17 protein-coding genes are annotated in these 15,784 nt (G+C 75.2%); 7 read left to right on the top strand and 10 right to left on the bottom strand.

Annotation, left to right across the window (positions count from 1 at the left end; translation table 11 throughout):
- Window positions 1-140: 140 nt before the first annotated feature.
- Genes ABRQ22_RS03680 through ABRQ22_RS03695 form a run of 4 tightly spaced genes read right to left on the bottom strand, consistent with a single transcriptional unit; the run spans window position 141 to window position 4,193 of the window.
- Entirely contained in the window at window positions 141-842 is a 702-nt protein-coding gene (locus tag ABRQ22_RS03680; RefSeq protein WP_353708626.1) for a response regulator transcription factor, read from the bottom strand.
- Complete coding sequence (locus ABRQ22_RS03685) at window positions 839-2,338, bottom strand: histidine kinase (protein ID WP_353708627.1); 1,500 nt, start codon at window positions 2,336-2,338, stop codon at window positions 839-841. Before ABRQ22_RS03685 ends, ABRQ22_RS03680 begins: the two co-directional genes overlap by 4 nt.
- On the bottom strand, window positions 2,335-3,207 hold the full coding sequence (locus tag ABRQ22_RS03690; protein ID WP_253053003.1) for an ABC transporter permease subunit: 873 nt from the start codon (window positions 3,205-3,207) through the stop codon (window positions 2,335-2,337). Before ABRQ22_RS03690 ends, ABRQ22_RS03685 begins: the two co-directional genes overlap by 4 nt.
- Window positions 3,204-4,193: an ABC transporter ATP-binding protein gene (locus ABRQ22_RS03695; protein ID WP_253053005.1), complete on the bottom strand. Its 990-nt coding sequence runs from the start codon at window positions 4,191-4,193 to the stop codon at window positions 3,204-3,206. The genes ABRQ22_RS03690 and ABRQ22_RS03695 overlap by 4 nt, the downstream gene beginning before the upstream one ends.
- Window positions 4,194-4,581: 388 nt before the next feature.
- On the opposite strand from ABRQ22_RS03695, the gene ABRQ22_RS03700 reads away from it, so the two are divergent.
- Entirely contained in the window at window positions 4,582-5,475 is an 894-nt protein-coding gene (locus ABRQ22_RS03700) for a Bax inhibitor-1/YccA family protein (protein ID WP_253053007.1), read from the top strand.
- A 2-nt stretch (window positions 5,476-5,477) separates the two neighbouring features.
- Window positions 5,478-5,996, top strand: a complete 519-nt coding sequence (locus ABRQ22_RS03705; RefSeq protein WP_253053009.1) for a hypothetical protein — start codon at window positions 5,478-5,480, stop codon at window positions 5,994-5,996.
- 21 nt (window positions 5,997-6,017) lie between these two features.
- Here ABRQ22_RS03705 and ABRQ22_RS03710 read toward each other — a convergent pair whose 3' ends face one another.
- Entirely contained in the window at window positions 6,018-6,719 is a 702-nt protein-coding gene (locus ABRQ22_RS03710) for a DUF5701 family protein (protein ID WP_353708628.1), read from the bottom strand.
- Between the two features lie 125 nt (window positions 6,720-6,844).
- Between ABRQ22_RS03710 and ABRQ22_RS03715 the strand changes: the two genes are divergently transcribed.
- A complete protein-coding gene (locus ABRQ22_RS03715; RefSeq protein WP_353708629.1) occupies window positions 6,845-8,254 on the top strand; it encodes a cystathionine beta-synthase in 1,410 nt (469 codons plus the stop codon).
- Between the two features lie 101 nt (window positions 8,255-8,355).
- Here the strand turns inward: ABRQ22_RS03715 and ABRQ22_RS03720 are convergent, their stop codons facing one another.
- The 3 genes from ABRQ22_RS03720 to ABRQ22_RS03730 all read right to left on the bottom strand — a co-directional run bounded on the left by ABRQ22_RS03720 (window position 8,356) and on the right by ABRQ22_RS03730 (window position 10,600).
- A complete protein-coding gene (locus tag ABRQ22_RS03720) occupies window positions 8,356-9,054 on the bottom strand; it encodes a hypothetical protein (RefSeq protein ID WP_353708630.1) in 699 nt (232 codons plus the stop codon).
- A gap of 69 nt (window positions 9,055-9,123) precedes the next feature.
- Window positions 9,124-9,714 (bottom strand): TetR-like C-terminal domain-containing protein, encoded by a 591-nt coding sequence (locus ABRQ22_RS03725; RefSeq protein WP_353708631.1) that lies wholly within the window; start codon window positions 9,712-9,714, stop codon window positions 9,124-9,126.
- Window positions 9,707-10,600 (bottom strand): alpha/beta hydrolase, encoded by an 894-nt coding sequence (locus ABRQ22_RS03730; protein WP_353708632.1) that lies wholly within the window; start codon window positions 10,598-10,600, stop codon window positions 9,707-9,709. The genes ABRQ22_RS03725 and ABRQ22_RS03730 overlap by 8 nt, the downstream gene beginning before the upstream one ends.
- Before the next feature lie 138 nt (window positions 10,601-10,738).
- Here ABRQ22_RS03730 and ABRQ22_RS03735 point away from each other — a divergent pair, with 138 nt between their 5' ends.
- On the top strand, window positions 10,739-11,149 hold the full coding sequence (locus ABRQ22_RS03735) for an FKBP-type peptidyl-prolyl cis-trans isomerase (RefSeq protein WP_047232052.1): 411 nt from the start codon (window positions 10,739-10,741) through the stop codon (window positions 11,147-11,149).
- Between the two features lie 65 nt (window positions 11,150-11,214).
- Here ABRQ22_RS03735 and ABRQ22_RS03740 read toward each other — a convergent pair whose 3' ends face one another.
- Window positions 11,215-12,429: a class I SAM-dependent methyltransferase gene (locus ABRQ22_RS03740; RefSeq protein ID WP_353708633.1), complete on the bottom strand. Its 1,215-nt coding sequence runs from the start codon at window positions 12,427-12,429 to the stop codon at window positions 11,215-11,217.
- 156 nt (window positions 12,430-12,585) lie between these two features.
- Here ABRQ22_RS03740 and ABRQ22_RS03745 point away from each other — a divergent pair, with 156 nt between their 5' ends.
- Window positions 12,586-13,980 (top strand): DUF2252 domain-containing protein, encoded by a 1,395-nt coding sequence (locus tag ABRQ22_RS03745; protein ID WP_253053023.1) that lies wholly within the window; start codon window positions 12,586-12,588, stop codon window positions 13,978-13,980.
- Between the two features lie 30 nt (window positions 13,981-14,010).
- Window positions 14,011-14,382: a SelT/SelW/SelH family protein gene (locus tag ABRQ22_RS03750; RefSeq protein ID WP_253053025.1), complete on the top strand. Its 372-nt coding sequence runs from the start codon at window positions 14,011-14,013 to the stop codon at window positions 14,380-14,382.
- 4 nt (window positions 14,383-14,386) lie between these two features.
- Here ABRQ22_RS03750 and ABRQ22_RS03755 read toward each other — a convergent pair whose 3' ends face one another.
- The gene (locus ABRQ22_RS03755; protein WP_047232055.1) at window positions 14,387-14,767 is read right to left on the bottom strand and encodes a DUF5997 family protein; all 381 of its coding nucleotides are present in this window, start codon (window positions 14,765-14,767) and stop codon (window positions 14,387-14,389) included.
- Window positions 14,768-14,821: 54 nt separating this feature from the next.
- On the opposite strand from ABRQ22_RS03755, the gene ABRQ22_RS03760 reads away from it, so the two are divergent.
- A complete protein-coding gene (locus ABRQ22_RS03760; protein WP_353708634.1) occupies window positions 14,822-15,706 on the top strand; it encodes a LysR substrate-binding domain-containing protein in 885 nt (294 codons plus the stop codon).
- The last annotated feature ends 78 nt before the right edge of the window (window positions 15,707-15,784 follow it).

Below are 15,784 nucleotides of genomic sequence, written 5' to 3' on the forward strand. Positions count from 1 at the left end.
GAGCCGCGAGGAACGAGCGGCGGATGGTAGACGCGGCACCACCACCCACCCCGCCACCCAAGGTGACCAGACCGCCGTCGGGCACGAAACCAGGGCTCTACCTGGGCGGACCACGCCTCTACCTCGGCGGGCGGACGACCTCAGGAGGGGCGGGCCACGCCCGTCTCGTAGGCGAGGACGACGGCCTGGACGCGGTCGCGGAGGCCGAGCTTGCCGAGGACGCGGCCGACGTGGGTCTTGACGGTCGCCTCGGACAGGACGAAGCGCTCGGCGATCTCGGCGTTCGTCAGGCCCTCGCCGAGCGCCTCGAAGACCTCGAGCTCGCGCGCCGTGAGCTCGGCGAGGCGGGGGTCGTGCAGGCCGGTCTGGCTCGGCGCGGGAGCGACCGTCCCGTCCTGGGGGAGCTGCCCGGAGAACATCTCGAGCATGCGGCGCGTGATGCGCGGTGACACCGCGGCGTCGCCGCTCGCGACGGCGCGGATCGCCCCGACGAGCTCGCCCGGCTTGGCGTCCTTGAGCAGGAACCCGCTCGCGCCGGCGCGCAGGGCGGCGAACGCGTACTCGTCGAGGTCGAACGTCGTGAGGATGATGACCCGCGACTCCGGCTGGGCCGCGACGATGCGCTCGGTCGCCTCGATGCCGTTGGTGCCGGGCATGCGGACGTCCATGAGCACGACGTCGGGGCGCAGGGCGGCGGCCTGCGCGATCCCGGTCACGCCGTCGCCGGCCTCGCCGACGACCTCGATGTCGTCCTCGGCGGCGAGGATCATGCGGAAGCCCATGCGCAGCAGGGCCTGGTCGTCGACGAGCAGCACCCGGGTCGGTGCGCCGCTGTCCGTCATGTGCGTTCCCGTCCGTCGTCGCGTGCGCCGATCTCCCGGCCGGGGTCGAGGTCGAGGCGCAGGCTCGCCCGCACCTCCCAGCCGGTGCCGCTCGGCCCCGCCGACACCGTACCGCCGTACACGGCCGCCCTCTCCCGCATCCCGATGACGCCGCGGCCCGTCCCGACCGGGACGCCGGGCGGGTGCTGCTCCGCGACGGACGGCGGGAGGCCGCGCTCGTCGACGCTCGCGCCCTCGCCGGGCCGGCGCCCCGCCTGGTTGACGACCCGCAGCTCGAGCCAGTCCGCGCCGGGCTCGGCGCGGCGGGAGACCTCGACGAGGACCATGGGGGACAGCGGCGCGTAGCGCAGCACGTTCGTCAGGGACTCCTGGACGATGCGGTGCGCGGTCTGGCGCAGCGCCGGCCCGGGCGTCGGCTGCGGGCCGGAGCGCACGAGCCGGACGGGCAGACCGGCGGTCCGGAAGCGCTCGACGATCTCCTCGAGCTCGGGCGTCTCGTGCGCCGGGGCGAGGGGCACGGTCTGCTCGCCGCCGGGCTCGCGCAGGACGCCGAGCACGCGCCGCATGTCGGCGAGCGCGGCGCGGCCGGTCGCGGTGAGCTCGTCGAGCGCGTGGCCCGCGAGCTCGGGGTTCTTCGCGCCCGACGCCTTGGCGCCGTCCGCGAGGGCGACCATCACCGTGAGGGAGTGCGCGACGACGTCGTGCATCTCGCGCGCGATGCGCGTGCGCTCGGCGGCCGCGGCGAGCTGGGCCTGCTGGTCGCGGTCGCGCGCGATGGAGTTGGCGCGCTCGACGAGGTCGGACACGTGCTGCCGACGGGCGCGCACGTTGGTGCCGATCGCGAGGGCGACCAGGCAGAGGATGGTCGTGACGAGGATGCCGACGACGCGGTCGACGGTCGCGCGGCCGGGCTCGACGCTCTGGCGCAGGATCTCCCCGTCGGCGGTCGTGACGATGTCGTACCAGAGGAGCGTCGCGCCGGACAGGGCCAGGACGACGATGGCGAGGACCGGCCACGCGATGCGCGACGGCCGCGAGGCGGCGACGGCGTAGACCGCGAACATGGCCGCGACCTCGAAGCCGGCGGTGTCGCCGGTGACCGCGATGGCGAGGACGCCGAGGACGGTGAGGCCGAGCGCGACGGTGACGGGTCGGCGGCGGCGCCAGTACAGGAGCGCCCCGCCGAGGAGGAAGAAGACGAGCGACAGCGGGGTCGAGCCGCGGGGCTGCTCCGCGAAGAGCGCGTAGAGCACGCCCGGCACGACGAACACCGCGACGATGACCCAGTCCATGACGACCGGGCGGCGGGCGAAGTAGCGGCGCACCGGGCCGAGGCGCCGCGCGTCGAGCTCGGTGAAGGGCTCGGGCGCGGGCCGCATCGGCAGGGGCGCCGTCCCCGGCGCGCTCGCCGAGACGGCGTCCGGGCGCGCCACGGCCGACGCCGGACGAGCGGGCTGCTCGTCCGGCGTCGGCGGGGTGGTGGGCCGGGAGGTCACGCGTCCCGGCGCTTGAGCACGACCGCCGCGGCGACGGTGAGCGCCGCGGTCCAGCCGGCGAGGACCGCGAAGCCGGGCCACGGGCCGATCGCGTCGGGGGACGACATCCCGCCGCCGAGCACGACCTGCTCGCCCGCGGACGCGGGCAGCGAGTTCATGAGGGTCTGGACCCAGTCGGCCCCCGTGACGCCCATGACGATGTTGAGCACCATCGAGAGGACGAAGAACACGGCGACGAGCGTGAAGATCGCGCCCGCGGAGCTGCGGAGCAGGACGCCGACCGCGACGGAGAACAGCGCGACGGCCGTGAGGTACAGCACGACGCCGATCAGGGCGCGCTGGTCGTCGGCGGACGAGAAGTCGACCGTCATGTCCTTGCCCGACAGGATCGGGTAGGTCACGAGGTAGGACAGCCCGACGGCGACGACGGTCGAGACGGCCGTGACGATGCCCACGACGATCATCTTCGCCGCGAGCGCGGGGGTGCGGCGCGGGACGGCGGAGAGCGTGGAGCGGATCATGCCCGTGGAGTACTCACCCGTGACGGTGAGCGCGCCGAGCACCGCGACGGCGAGCTGGGCGAACGAGTAGCCGACCGTGATCACCATGACGCCGACGCCGTCGGTCGAGCCCATCCCCGCCTCCTCGGGCGAGACGCCCGCGGAGTCCATCGAGGTCATGACGGCCGCGAACATGAGGGAGAAGCCCACCATGACCGCGACGGTGATGCCGAGCGTCCACCACGTGGAGCGCAGCGAGCGGAACTTAATCCACTCCGAGCGCAGCACGTGGCCGAAGGTGAGGCGGTAGGGGGACGTGCGGGACGCCGTCGGGCTGGTGGCGCCCGGGGCGAGGGTCGTGGCGCTCATCGCTGCGCTCCTTCGAGGGAGTCGGTGGGGGCCGGTGCGTCCGCGGGCGCACCCGCCGCGCCGTGGCCGATGTGGATCTGCGCGGACTCGGTCTGGTACTCGACGGAGTCGGCCGTGAGGGCCATGTAGGCGTCCTCGAGCGTCGACGTGACGGGCGTGAGCTCGTGCAGGACGAAGCCCTTCGCGGCGGCGAGCTCGCCGATCCCGGGCGCGTCCGCGCCGGTGACCACGAGCAGGCTCGGCTCGTCGCTCGTGACGGTCGCGCCGTCGCTCGTGAGGATCTCGGCGAGCTGCGTGGCGTGCGGCGTGCGGACGCGGACCGTGCGCTGCTGGGTGCCGTTGACGATGTCGCTCACCGGGGCGTCCGCGATGATGCGGCCCTTGCCGATGACGATGATGTGGTCCGCCGTGAGGGCGACCTCGCTCATGAGGTGGCTCGACAGGAAGACCGTGCGGCCCTCCGACGCGAGGTACCGGGCGAGGTTGCGCACCCACAGGACGCCCTCGGGGTCGAGCCCGTTGACCGGCTCGTCGAGGATGAGCGTCTTGGGGTCGCCGAGCAGCGCGGACGCGATGCCCAGGCGCTGGCCCATGCCGAGCGAGAAGCCGCCGACGCGCTTCTTCGCGACCGACTGCAGGCCGGTCATGTCGATGACCTCGTCCACGCGCTTGGTGGGGATGCCGTGCGTCGCGGCCATCGCGAGGAGGTGGTTGTAGGCGGTGCGCCCGGTGTGGACGGCCTTGGCGTCGAGCAGCGCGCCCACCTCGGTGAGGGGGGAGCGGTGCTGCGCGTACGGGCGCCCGTTGACGGTGACGTGCCCCGCGGTCGGGCGGTCCAGACCCATGATCATGCGCATGGTCGTGGACTTGCCGGCGCCGTTGGGGCCGAGGAAGCCGGTGACGGTCCCGGGACGCACGGTGAACGAGATGCCGTCCACCGCGGTCTTGGGCCCGTACCGCTTGGTCAGGCCGCGTGCTTCGATCATGACTTCGCCCCTCCGAGGGTCGTTCGTCCGGGATGGTTCTGGTGCTCGCGGGCGGGGGTCGCACCGGGTCCGACCGGGGGCCTCACCGCGAGGTACGTCACGAGCCTAGGGACGTGGACGACGTCGGACAGCCCCCGTGCGACGTATCTTGCCCGGGGCGTGGGCCGGGCGACGTACGCCGCGCGGCGTACGTCACGCCGCGCGGGATGGTCCGCTGGTCGGGACTTCGCGCTCGCAGGGGCGAAAGCCGGTGAGAAACCGGCGGGAACAGTGGCCACGGCTCGCACGTTCCCTAGGATGAACACAGGCCAGCGACACCCGACTCGAGGCGAGACGCCGATGACGAGGCCCGCTGAGAGGTAGTGGACGCCGCGACCAGGAGGAGCTCATGAGCAACCCCGTCTTCAACAACAGCGCGGTCTTCGGGGATCCGAAGAACCAGCGCGGTGGGGCGGCCACGCAGGCCGGACCCGCCTACGGGAGCCCGCCCCCGCAGGGCCAGGGCCCCGCCTACGGCACGCCGCCGCAGCAGGGTGCGCAGTGGGGCGCGTACGGCGCCCAGACCGCCGACGCCGCGTCGCTCGACGCGATGTACAACGCGCCGTCGGCGACGACCGCGGACACCAAGCGCCTGACCTACGACGACGTCATCATGAAGACGGGCGGTCTGCTCGCCCTCCTCGTCGTGGTCGGTGCGGGCTCGTGGATGGTCACGCCGCAGATGCCGGCGCTGTGGATCGTCGGTGCGGTCGTCGGCCTCGTGCTCGGCCTGGTGAACTCGTTCAAGCGGAACCCGAGCCCCGCGCTCATCGTGCTGTACACGGTCGCGCAGGGCCTGTTCCTCGGCGGCATCAGCCGCTTCTACGAGACGGCGTGGAACGGCGTCGTGCCGTCGGCCGTCGTGGCCACGGTCGCGACGTTCGCCGCCGCCCTGTTCCTGTTCAAGTCCGGCCGCGTGCGCGTCACGCCGAAGTTCATGCGCTGGCTGCTCATCGCGATGGTCGGCTACCTGGTCTTCTCGCTGGTGAACGTCGTCCTCATCATGACGGGCGTCCTGGGCGGCTGGGGCCTGTACAGCGGCTGGGGCATCATCGCCAGCCTCCTTGGCGTCGGCCTGGCCGCCGCGTCGCTCATCGTCGACTTCGACTCGATCAAGCGCGGCGTCGAGGGCGGCGTGCCCGCCAAGTTCGCGTGGTCGGCGGCGTTCGGCCTGCTCGTCACGCTGATCTGGCTCTACCTCGAGTTCCTGCGCCTCTTCGCGATCCTGCAGAGCAGCGACTGACGGTGGCGCGCAGCACCCGTGAACCGGCACCCGCGGCGGACCTCCCGCCGCGGGTGCCGGTCTTTCTCGCCGGCCTCGTCGTCGCCGCGGCGGCGATGCTCGGCGTCCAGGTCCTCTACATGGTCGTCTCCGGCGCCCCGCCCGCGTGGCTCGCGTTCGCGGCGCTCCTCATCCTGCTCAGCGTCCCGACCGCGGGCGCCGCGGTGGCCTGGCTCGGCACCCGGATCACGCGCGACGCGTCCGAGCGCCGGGCCGCGCTGGTGTTCGCCGCGCTCGGCCTCGTCGCGGGCGCGCTGTGGGGGTCGCTGCTCGCCGGCGGCCTCGCGCGGCAGCTCGCCGACGCCGGCGCGAGCGGCGGGGGAGCGCTGGTCGCGGGCGCGGCGGCCGTCGTCGGTGTCACGGCCGCGATCGGGGCCGGGCTGGGCCGCCTCACCGCGCGCGAGGCGTCCGACCGGCCGCTCCTCGTCGTCGTGCTCGGCGTCGTCGTGGTCCTCGTCGCCCTCCTGGGCTTCTTCGGCTGAGCCCCACACGCGCAGGCTGCGTCAGGCGGGGAGGCGGCCCGTCGTCGAGGCGAAGCCGAGCCAGGTGTGGCGGTTGCCCGCCCAGCACCAGCCGACCTTCGGGGCGCCGCGGCGCTCGCGACCGTCGCGGCCCGTGCCGTTCGAGATCCACAGCGCCGGGGTGCGGGCGTCGAGGCGGCCGTCGGGCTTGCGCAGGCGCGACCCGATGGTCATGTAGCAGAGGTTGCGCGTGAGGACGCTCGGGGCCTGGAGCGCCCAGTGGATGCCCTCGTGCAGCAGCATGGGCGTGCGCCCGCGGGCCGTGAGCTCGGGCAGCGCCTCGTCCGGCGACCAGTTCGCCAGGTCGTCGCCGCGGTCCGGACCGGCCACGAGGTAGAGCGGGCCGTCGGGGACCTCGACGCCGTCGATCGGCGCGAACCGGTCGACGTCCGTCATGTCGACGACGACGAAGCCCTCCTTCTCGCCGTCGCGCGCCGGGAGCCGCAGCAGGGGTGCGAGGGCCGACGGCGGCGCGAGCCTCCGGTCGACGACGAGCAGCGCCCCGGCGGGTGCGGTGGCAGCGAGACCGGCCGCGGCGGTGCGGAACGCGTCGGGCGTCAGGCCGGCGATCTCATGGACGCCGAGCGCGACGAGGCGCTCGGCCTGGGCGACGATGTCGGGCAGGTCGGGGAGCGTCGTCGCGGGGGCGGTCGGCTGCGGGGCGGCGGTGGTCGTCTCGGGCACAGGTCACCTCTCGGTCGGGGCGGTCGGAGGGCTCAACGCTGTACACCGTACGGAAATTCCCGCCGTCGTGCTGCCGGAGGGCCGCACGACGTACGCGTACCGCGCGGATCGGGGATGATCGGGGCATGAGATACGCAGAGCACGTGTCCGAGCTCGTCGGCGGTACCCCGCTCGTCCGGCTGTCCCGTGTCACCGAAGGCCTCAGCGCGACGATCCTCGCCAAGGTCGAGTACGTGAACCCCGGCGGCTCGGTGAAGGACCGCATCGCGCTGAAGATGGTCGAGGCCGCGGAGGCGTCGGGCGAGCTGGCCCCGGGCGGCACGATCGTCGAGCCCACGTCCGGCAACACGGGCGTCGGCCTCGCGCTCGTCGCGCAGCGCAAGGGGTACGACTGCGTGTTCGTGTGCCCCGACAAGGTGAGCCAGGACAAGCGCGACGTGCTGCGCGCGTACGGCGCGCGCGTCGTCGTGACGCCGACCGCCGTCGCGCCCGACCACCCGGACTCCTACTACTCGGTCTCCGACCGGCTGGTCCGCGAGATCCCGGGCGCGTGGAAGCCGAACCAGTACGCGAACCCGAACGGCCCGGCGTCGCACTACGAGTCCACCGGCCCCGAGGTCTGGGCGGACACCGACGGCCGCGTGACCCACTTCGTCGCGGGCGTCGGCACGGGCGGCACCATCACGGGCACCGGGCGCTACCTCAAGGACGTCTCGGCGGACCGCGCGGAGGCCGACGGCGGTCGCGTGCGCGTCGTGGGCGCCGACCCGGCGGGCTCGGTGTACTCCGGGGGCGACGGGCGGCCGTACCTCGTCGAGGGCGTGGGCGAGGACTTCTGGCCGGCCGCGTACGACCCGTCGGTCCCCGACGAGGTCATCGCCGTGTCGGACGCCGACTCGTTCGCGATGACGCGGCGCCTCGCGCGCGAGGAGGGCCTGCTCGTGGGCGGGTCGTGCGGCATGGCGGTCGAGGCGACGCTGCGGCTCGCGCGCCGGCTCGAGGAGGAGGACCCGGAGGCGGCGGCGCGGGCCGTCATCGTCGTCCTGCTGCCGGACAGCGGGCGCGGCTACCTCTCGAAGATCTTCAACGACGCGTGGATGCGGTCCTACGGGTTCCTGCCCGACGAGGAGGGTGTGACCGCAGGCGACGTGCTGCGCGCCAAGGACGGCCGCCTGCCCGACCTCGTGCACACGCACCCGAGCGAGACGGTCCGCGACGCCATCGAGATCCTGCGCGAGTACGGGGTGTCGCAGATGCCCGTCGTGGGCGCCGAGCCGCCGGTGAAGAGCGGCGAGGTCGCGGGGTCGGTGAGCGAGCGGGAGCTGCTCGACGCCGTGTTCTCCGGCCGCGCGTCGCTCGCCGACCGCGTCGACCAGCACATGGAGCCCCGCTTCCCGCTCATCGGCGCGGGGGAGGGCGTCGAGGCGGTGCGCGCCGCGCTGCACGACGCCGACGCGCTCCTCGTGGTGGAGGACGGCGACCCGGTAGGCGTCCTCACCCGGCACGACCTCCTGGGCTTCGTCGCCGCCCGCTGACGCTCCCCGGCGCCGGCCGAACACGACATGGGTGTCGTTATCCGTGGGAGAACGACGCCCATGTCGTGCTCGGCAGCGATCGGGGTCGTTCTCGGGAGCGGTCAGGGGCGTGGTTCGCGGAGCGCCACGATGGCGAGGAGAGCGCACCCGGCGCCGAGCAGGACGCCGTGCGCGACCCGCAGCCCCGGCCCGCCCCAGAACTGCGGCAGCAGCAGGACGAGGCCGAGGGCGAACGGCAGGGTGAGCCACCAGCGCGCGACGCGCCGGAGCGCGACGGCGGTCAGCGCGCCGCCCGCCGCCAGGAGGAGCAGCCCCGCACCGAAGAGCGTGACCGCGAGCGGTCCCGTGCGCAGGTCCGTCACGACGGCGAGGAACCCGGACGCGGCGGGGTCGCTCGTGGCGGTCGCGGCGCGGGCGACCGCCTGGATGCCGAACATCTCCGCGCCGAAGAAGAGCGCGGCGAGGAATCCTCCCGCCCACGCCAGCCCGGTCGCGGACGCGAGCAGGGCGGTCGTGCGGCGCGGAGCGCCCGGGGCGAGGGCCGAGCGCAGCCCCAGGAGAGCGGGCGCGAGCAGCCCGATCGCGAGGATGCCGCACAGGTGCGCGACGACCCACCGGTCGGACGCGAACGCAGCGGCGAGCCCGGCCGTCGGGCGCGCCTCGTCCGGCCACGGCCGCAGCACGGGGAACAGGACGAACCCGGCGCCCGCCGCGACGAGCGCGGCGGCGGTCAGGCGTCGGGTGCGGGTCGAGGCCGACGGCGTGGTCGTGCCGGGCGCGGTGGTGGTGGTCGAGCTCACGGGAGCCTCCGGGGTGGTTGCGCGGGACGGATGGGGGTCTTCGCCGGGGCCGGTCTGCGGCGCGGGGCGTCAGGAGCCTCGGGAGAGCGACTCGAGGCCGGCGAGCACCGAGCGGACGTGGAGGTCGAAGCTGCGGTCGAGGTCGTCGGGCAGCCGGTAGCCGCCGCCGAGCTCGAGCGCGACGAACCCGTGCAGGCTCGCGCGCACGGACCGGATCGCGTCGACCGTGCGCTCCTCGGGGAGGTCGAAGCCGCGCAGCACGGCGGCGACGACCTGGACGCTGCGGCCGGCCGCCGCGGAGAGCGTGGCGTCGGCGGGGTCGTCCGGGTCGGGCGCGACCTGGACCGCGGCGTACCGGCCCGGGTGGGCGCGCGCGTAGCGGCGGGTCGCGTGCGCGAGGGCCGCGACGGCGTCGGGCCCGGCGAGGCCGACGGTGGCGTCGGTGAGGGCGCGCGTGTAGTCCTCGACGGACACCACGGCGACCTCGCGCCGCAGGGCCGCGAGCGACCCGACGTGCTTGTAGAGGCTCGGCGTCGCGACGCCCGCCTGGGCGGCGACCTTCGCGAGCGTGAGGTCGGCGAACCCGGTCGGGCCGCCCGCGTCGACGAGGTCGACGGCGATCCGCACGACCGCCGCGTGGGAGAGCCCCGCCCTAGCCACGGGTGCCCTCCGGCCCCTGCGACCCTCCGCGGCGCGCGCCCGGGCGCGCGGCGTCGTCCGGCAGGTCCGCGAGGAACGCGAGCGTCGCGGCGACGACCTCCTCGGGCGCCTGGAGCTGGGGGTAGTGGCCCACCTCGGGGAGGACGAGGGTGGTCGCGCCGAGCGACTCCTGCGCCCATGCGGCCTCGGCCGCCGGGTCGGCGTAGTCGGGGTCGAGCGCGCCGAAGATCGCGAGCGCGGACGCCCAGACCTGCGCGACGCGCGGCTCGACGACACGGTGGTCGAGCTGGAGGGCCAGGTCGCGGAAGGAGCGCAGGCGTCCGGGCTCGGCGAGGTTGGCGCGGATCGCGGCCTGGTGCGCCGCGAGGCGCGCGGGCGTGCGGCCCTTGTTCAGCGACCCGTAGAACGACGCCCAGAACGCGGCCCCCCACGGGCGGGCGAGCGCGAGGCGGTAGAGGACGCGCATCGCACGGAGCTTCGCGGGCGAGGACGGCTCGTGCAGGAACCCGTCGAGCAGGACGAGCCCGCGCACGAGGTCGGGGCGCTCGGCCGCGGCGATCACCGCCGCGGATGCCGCCATCGAGCTCCCGAGCAGCACCGCAGGCCCGGCGTCCAGGTGCTCGACGAGCGCGACGTAGTCGGACGCGGTCGCCTCGTCGCCGTGGGTCGAGAACGTCGTGTCGCTGTCGCCGTGGCCGCGCAGGTCCACGACGACCACGCGGTAGCCCGCAGCCACGAGGTGCGGGGCGACGTCGTCGTAGGTGGCGCGCAGGTCGCCCATGCCGGGCGACGCGACGACGAGGGGGCCGGTGCCCTCGTCGGTGTAGGCGAGACGCCCCTCGGCCCGGGCGAGGTGGTGCACGGCTGGTCGCTGGCTCGTATTCATAGCCCTGAGGCTAATGCCATTAGCCAGCGATGGCAAGGGCGCGGGCCGTGGTCGTCCCCGTCGCGCCGGGGCGACCCCGCGTAGGGTGGGGAGACCCGCGTCCGCGCGGGCTTCCTGCACCCGACGAGAGGCACCCTCGTGACCGACCAGCCCACCCTTCCCACCGCCTCCGGATCGTTCGGCGACAAGCCGACGCTGACCTTCCCGGAGACGGACGCGCCCAGCGGTCTGCAGGTCGTCGTGCTCAGCGAGGGCGACGGCCCGGCCGTCACGTCGGGGCGCAACATCGTCGTGCACTACCTCGGCCAGACGTGGGGCGGGCACGTGTTCGACAACTCCTACGACCGCGGCGACACGATCGCGTTCCCGATCGGCGTCGGCGCCGTGATCGGCGGCTGGGACAAGGGCCTCGTCGGCCAGAACGTCGGCTCGCGCGTGCTGCTCTCGATCCCGCCGGAGCACGGCTACGGCCAGCGCGGCGTGCCGCAGGCCGGCATCGCGGGCACGGACACGCTCGTCTTCGTCGTGGACGTCGTCGACGTCCAGTGACACCTCCCTGCTGAGTGCGGGGTGTTCGTCGCCGCGGAGCCGTCCCGACGACGAACACCCCGCACTCAGCGGCGCGTCGAGCAGGTCACGGTGAAGCGCGGGCCGCGCGCGACCTGGGTGGTCGGCCCGACCGTGCGCTCCAGCGCCGGCCGGTAGCGCAGGTGCGAGTTCCACACGCACCACAGCTCCCCGCCCGGCCGCAGGACCCGCCCCGCCGTCGCGAACATGCGGTGCGCCGCGTCGGTGCGCAGGGCGGCGCCGTCGTGGAACGGCGGGTTGAGCAGCACGACGTCGGCGCTCGCCTCGGCGAGCGTCGCGCCGGCGTCGTCGCGCACCGTGCGCACGCGGTCGCCGACCCCGTTCTCGCGCGCCGTGAGCGCCGCCGACCGCACCGCCGCGTCGGAGCGGTCCGCCGCGACGACGTGCGCCCCCGGCCAGCGCCGCGCCGCCCACGTGGCGAGCACGCCCGTCCCGCAGCCGAGGTCGACGACGTCGCGCGGACCCGTCCCGCCGGGCGCCCGTCCGTCCGGGCCCGCGGCGTCGAGCTGCTCGAGCAGGAACCGCGTCCCGAGGTCGAGGCCGGCCCCCGCGAAGGCCGCCCCGAACGCGACGACCCGCAGCCCGAGGTCGGGCAGCTCGGCCGTCACGGGAGAGGTGAACCCGCCGCGCGCGGGGCGCGGGGACGACGCGACGAGCGCGCGCGACTTCCCGCGCGCGAGGCTCGCCCGCACGTCGACGAACGACTCGGCGAGGACGTCGTTCATCGCGCGGGTCATGTGCTTGACGCGTCCGCCCGCCAGCAGCACCACGTCCGGGCGGGCCTCGCGCGCGACGTGCTCCGCGACGTCGCGGAGCGCCGCGAGGCTGCGGGGGAGGCGCAGCAGCACGACGCGCGCCCCGGACAGCAGGTCGGGGCCCAGGGCGCGGTGCACGACCGCCCCCTCCATGCCCACCGCGGTCGCGTTCGCGTCGAGGGCCGCCTCCGCGGTGCACGCGTCCTGGTGGACGCGCACCCGCCCGCGGCCCGGCGTCGGCCCCGTGGCGGTCGACGGCGCGGCGAGCAGCGCGGCCCCCAGCGTGAGGGCCCCGTACCGGTCGTCGACGACCGCCACCGACTCCCGGCCGGCGCTCGTCAGCCACGGCGCGTCCTCGACCAGGAGGTCGAGCAGCAGGCGGTCCACGGGGTCGACGGCGACCGGCGCGTCCTCGCGGGCCGGGCCGGTGTCGTCGGTGCGCAGGCGCGCGAGCAGCGCGGCGAGGTCGGGCGGCGAGGTCGTCACCGGACCAGTCTCCCCGACGGTGCGAGCATCCCGCCCCGGCCCGCGCCGCCGCGCCGCCGCGGTCGCGCCGTCGCGCTGCGGCTCGGGGTCGTCGTCCTGTCGCCGTGCCGTGCGGCGCGCGCTACTGTGCGGTTCCCGGACAGCGAGGAGGCACCCGTGGACGTCCCGCGAACCCTGGCCGAGTCCCGCGCCGCGGGCCGCGCCCTGCGCGACCGGGTGCCGCGCCGCACGCAGGGGGCGCTCCTGCTCCCCGAGCGCGACCCGGTCGCCGTCATCGAGGAGCAGAACCGCGACCGGCTGCAGGACCTCGTCCCGCTCCGGATCGGGCGGATGCTGGAGTCGCCGTTCGCGTTCTACCGCGGCACGGCGGCCACGATGGCCCATGACCTGCGCGACGGCCCGCGTACCGGTGTGCACGTCGTGGCGTGCGGCGACGCGCACGTCTCCAACTTCGGCCTGTTCGCGTCGCCCGAGCGCCGGGTCCTGTTCGACCTCAACGACTTCGACGAGGCGTCGGACGCGCCGTGGGAGTGGGACGTCAAGCGGCTCGCCGCGAGCATGTACGTCGGCGGGCGCGACAAGGGGCTGTCCGAGGCGGACTGCGCCGACGCGGCGCGCAGCGCGGTGCGGGGCTACCGCGAGACGCTCGCCGAGGCGTTCGCGCGCAGCGCCCTCGACCGCTTCTCGTTCCAGATCGACACCGACCTCATCGAGCCGCTGCTGCTCAAGGAGGGGCGGCAGGAGCTGCAGCGCACCCTGAAGAAGGCGCGTCGACGCACGTCGGAGCAGGTGGTCCAGAAGATCACCGGGCAGACCGAGGACGGGCGGACGCGAATCGTCGACCAGCCGCCCGTCACCCAGCACGTCACGACGGCGACCCTCGACGAGCTGACCGCGCTGTTCGAGGCGTACCGCGAGCCGCTGCGCGCCGACGTCCGCCTGCTGCTGAGCCAGTTCACGGTCGTCGACTACGTGCTGCGGGTCGTCGGCGTGGGCAGCGTGGGGACCCGCTGCTACATCGTGCTGCTCGAGGGGCCGGCGGGCGAGCCGCTCGTCCTCCAGGTGAAGGAGGCGACGACCTCCGTCCTCGCGACCTACGGGGGGATGGTCGACGCGCTGCCGTCGGGCCTGGTGCCGGCCGGGAAGGTGCCCGCCCAGGGCCGCCGGGTCGTGGCCGCCCAGCGGATCCTCCAGGCGCAGTCGGACCCGTTCCTGGGCTGGATCACGGTCGAGGCGCCCGCGCGCACGGGCCGCCCGCGCGTCGACTTCTTCTGGCGGCAGTTCCGCGACATGAAGGGGTCGGTCGAGCTCGACCGGCTCTCTGCCAACCAGTTCGTGCGGTACGGCGAGCTGTGCGGGCGCGTGCTCGCCCGTGCGCACAGCCAGTCGCCCGGCACGCGGGTGGCCTCCGGGTACCTCGGCCGCTCCGACGCGTTCGACGACGCCATCGCGCGCTGGTCGCGCGCGTACGCGGACGTCGTCGAGAGCGACTACGCCGCGCTCGAGGCCGCCGTCGCGAGCGGCCGCCTGCCCGCCGAGCGGGACGCCTGAGGCGGGCCGCGCGACCGTAGGCTGGGCGCCATGACGGACGACGCCGGGCTCCCCGGACCCGAGGCTCCCACCGCCGACCCGCCGCGCGGGACCGCACGCGTCGCGGTGGAGTACTGCACGCAGTGCCGGTGGCTCCTGCGGGCCGCGTGGGTCGCTCAGGAGCTGCTGCAGACCTTCCGCACGCGGCTCGGCGAGGTCGCCCTGGTGCCGGGGACGGACGGCGTCTTCCGCGTCACGCTCGACGCCGGCGACGGACCCGTGCTCCTCTGGGACCGCAAGGCCGACGGCGGGTTCCCCGAGATCCCGGACCTCAAGCGGCGCGTGCGGGACGCCGTCGCGCCGGACCTCGCGCTCGGCCACACGGACCGGGCCGCCGCCCGGTCAGGGTCCGGCGAGGGCTGAGGGCTCAGCCCTTCTTGGCGCGGGCGGCGGCGAGCCGCTCCTCCTCGGCGCGGACCTTCTTCTGCACCTCGCGCTCGGTCGCGAGCCACGCCGGCGGGTCCTGGCGCAGGGCGTCGATCTCCTCCGTCGTCAGCGGCTCCGTGAGGCCGCCGCGCGTGAGGCCGGAGATGGAGACGCCCAGGCGACCCGCGACGACGGGGCGAGGGTGGGGGCCGTTGCGGCGCAGGTCGGCGAGCCACTCCGGCGGGTTCTTCTCGAGCTCCTCGAGCTGGGCCCGCGTGATCGTGCCCTCCTGGAACTCCGGCGGCGTGGCGGGCAGGTACACCCCGAGCTTCTTCGCCGCGGTGGCGGGCTTCATGGTCTGCGCGGACTGCTTGGGGGTCATGGGCTCCAGGGTAGTCGGCCGGTCGGGCATCGGCGGCGCGCCTAGGCTGGTCGGGTGGACGACGACGCGGGCACGGCCCCCGAGGTGACGAACGGCGCGACCCCCGGCGACGGCGGTGCGGTGCGGCGGTTCCGCCTCGCGTACGTGCCGGGCGCGACGCCGGCGAAGTGGGTGCGCACGTGGCGCGAGCGCCTCGCCGACGTGCCGCTCGACCTCGTCGCCGTCAAGGCGCGCGATGCCGAGCGCGCGCTGCGCGACGACGAGGCGGACGCCGCGATCCTCCGTCTGCCGGTCGACCGCGACGTCCTCAGCGCGATCCGGCTCTACGACGAGGCGCCGGTCGTGCTCGTCTCGCGCGACCACCTGCTCGCCGCGATCGAGCCCGACGAGCCCGTCGCCCTCGCCGACCTCGCCGACGACGTGCTGCTGCGACCGCTCGACGACGTCGTGCCGTGGGCGGGCGAGCCCGGCGCCGCGGACGACGCCCCGGAGCCCCCGGGCACGCCGGCCGTCGAGCGTCCGGCGACGACGGGCGACGCCGTCGTGCTCGTCGCGGCGAACGTGGGGGTGGCGGTCGTGCCGCAGTCGCTCGCGCGCCTGCACCACCGCAAGGACGTGACGTACCGGCGCCTCGACGACGCGCCGACCGCCCCGGTCGCGCTCGCGTGGGTCGCGGACCGGGACGACGAGCTGGTCGAGGAGATGGTCGGCATCGTGCGAGGCCGCACGGTCAACAGCTCGCGCGGCCGTCGTGCCGAGGCGGCCGCCGCGGAGCCGGAGGCTCCCCGTGGCGCGGGCCGCGGTGGAACCCGTGGACAGGTCGGTCGCGGGGGAGGGCGCGGCGCGTCGGCGCGCGGGCGTTCCGGCGGGGGGAAGCCGGGTCGCGGCGGCGGCCAGAAGGGGCGCGACGCCCGGGGACGCGGCGGAAAGCGCCGGTGAGGTCCGCACCGGGCTCGCCGGCCGGGCGCCGGGAGCGCGCTGACGTTCCTGGACGCTTAGATCGGCCTTGACTTATAT

Source organism: Cellulosimicrobium sp. ES-005, assembly GCF_040448685.1.
GTDB lineage: Bacteria > Actinomycetota > Actinomycetes > Actinomycetales > Cellulomonadaceae > Cellulosimicrobium > Cellulosimicrobium cellulans_G.

Bases quoted from the DNA above. Each gene is read 5' to 3' on its own strand.
- ABRQ22_RS03700 (WP_253053007.1), top strand. From the start codon at position 4,582: ATGAGCAACCCCGTCTTCAACAACAGCGCGGTCTTCGGGGATCCGAAG.
- ABRQ22_RS03755 (WP_047232055.1), bottom strand. From the start codon at position 14,767: ATGACCCCCAAGCAGTCCGCGCAGACCATGAAGCCCGCCACCGCGGCG.
- ABRQ22_RS03750 (WP_253053025.1), top strand. From the start codon at position 14,011: ATGACGGACGACGCCGGGCTCCCCGGACCCGAGGCTCCCACCGCCGAC.
- ABRQ22_RS03715 (WP_353708629.1), top strand. From the start codon at position 6,845: ATGAGATACGCAGAGCACGTGTCCGAGCTCGTCGGCGGTACCCCGCTC.
- ABRQ22_RS03695 (WP_253053005.1), bottom strand. From the start codon at position 4,193: ATGATCGAAGCACGCGGCCTGACCAAGCGGTACGGGCCCAAGACCGCG.
- ABRQ22_RS03730 (WP_353708632.1), bottom strand. From the start codon at position 10,600: ATGAATACGAGCCAGCGACCAGCCGTGCACCACCTCGCCCGGGCCGAG.
- ABRQ22_RS03680 (WP_353708626.1), bottom strand. From the start codon at position 842: ATGACGGACAGCGGCGCACCGACCCGGGTGCTGCTCGTCGACGACCAG.
- ABRQ22_RS03690 (WP_253053003.1), bottom strand. From the start codon at position 3,207: ATGAGCGCCACGACCCTCGCCCCGGGCGCCACCAGCCCGACGGCGTCC.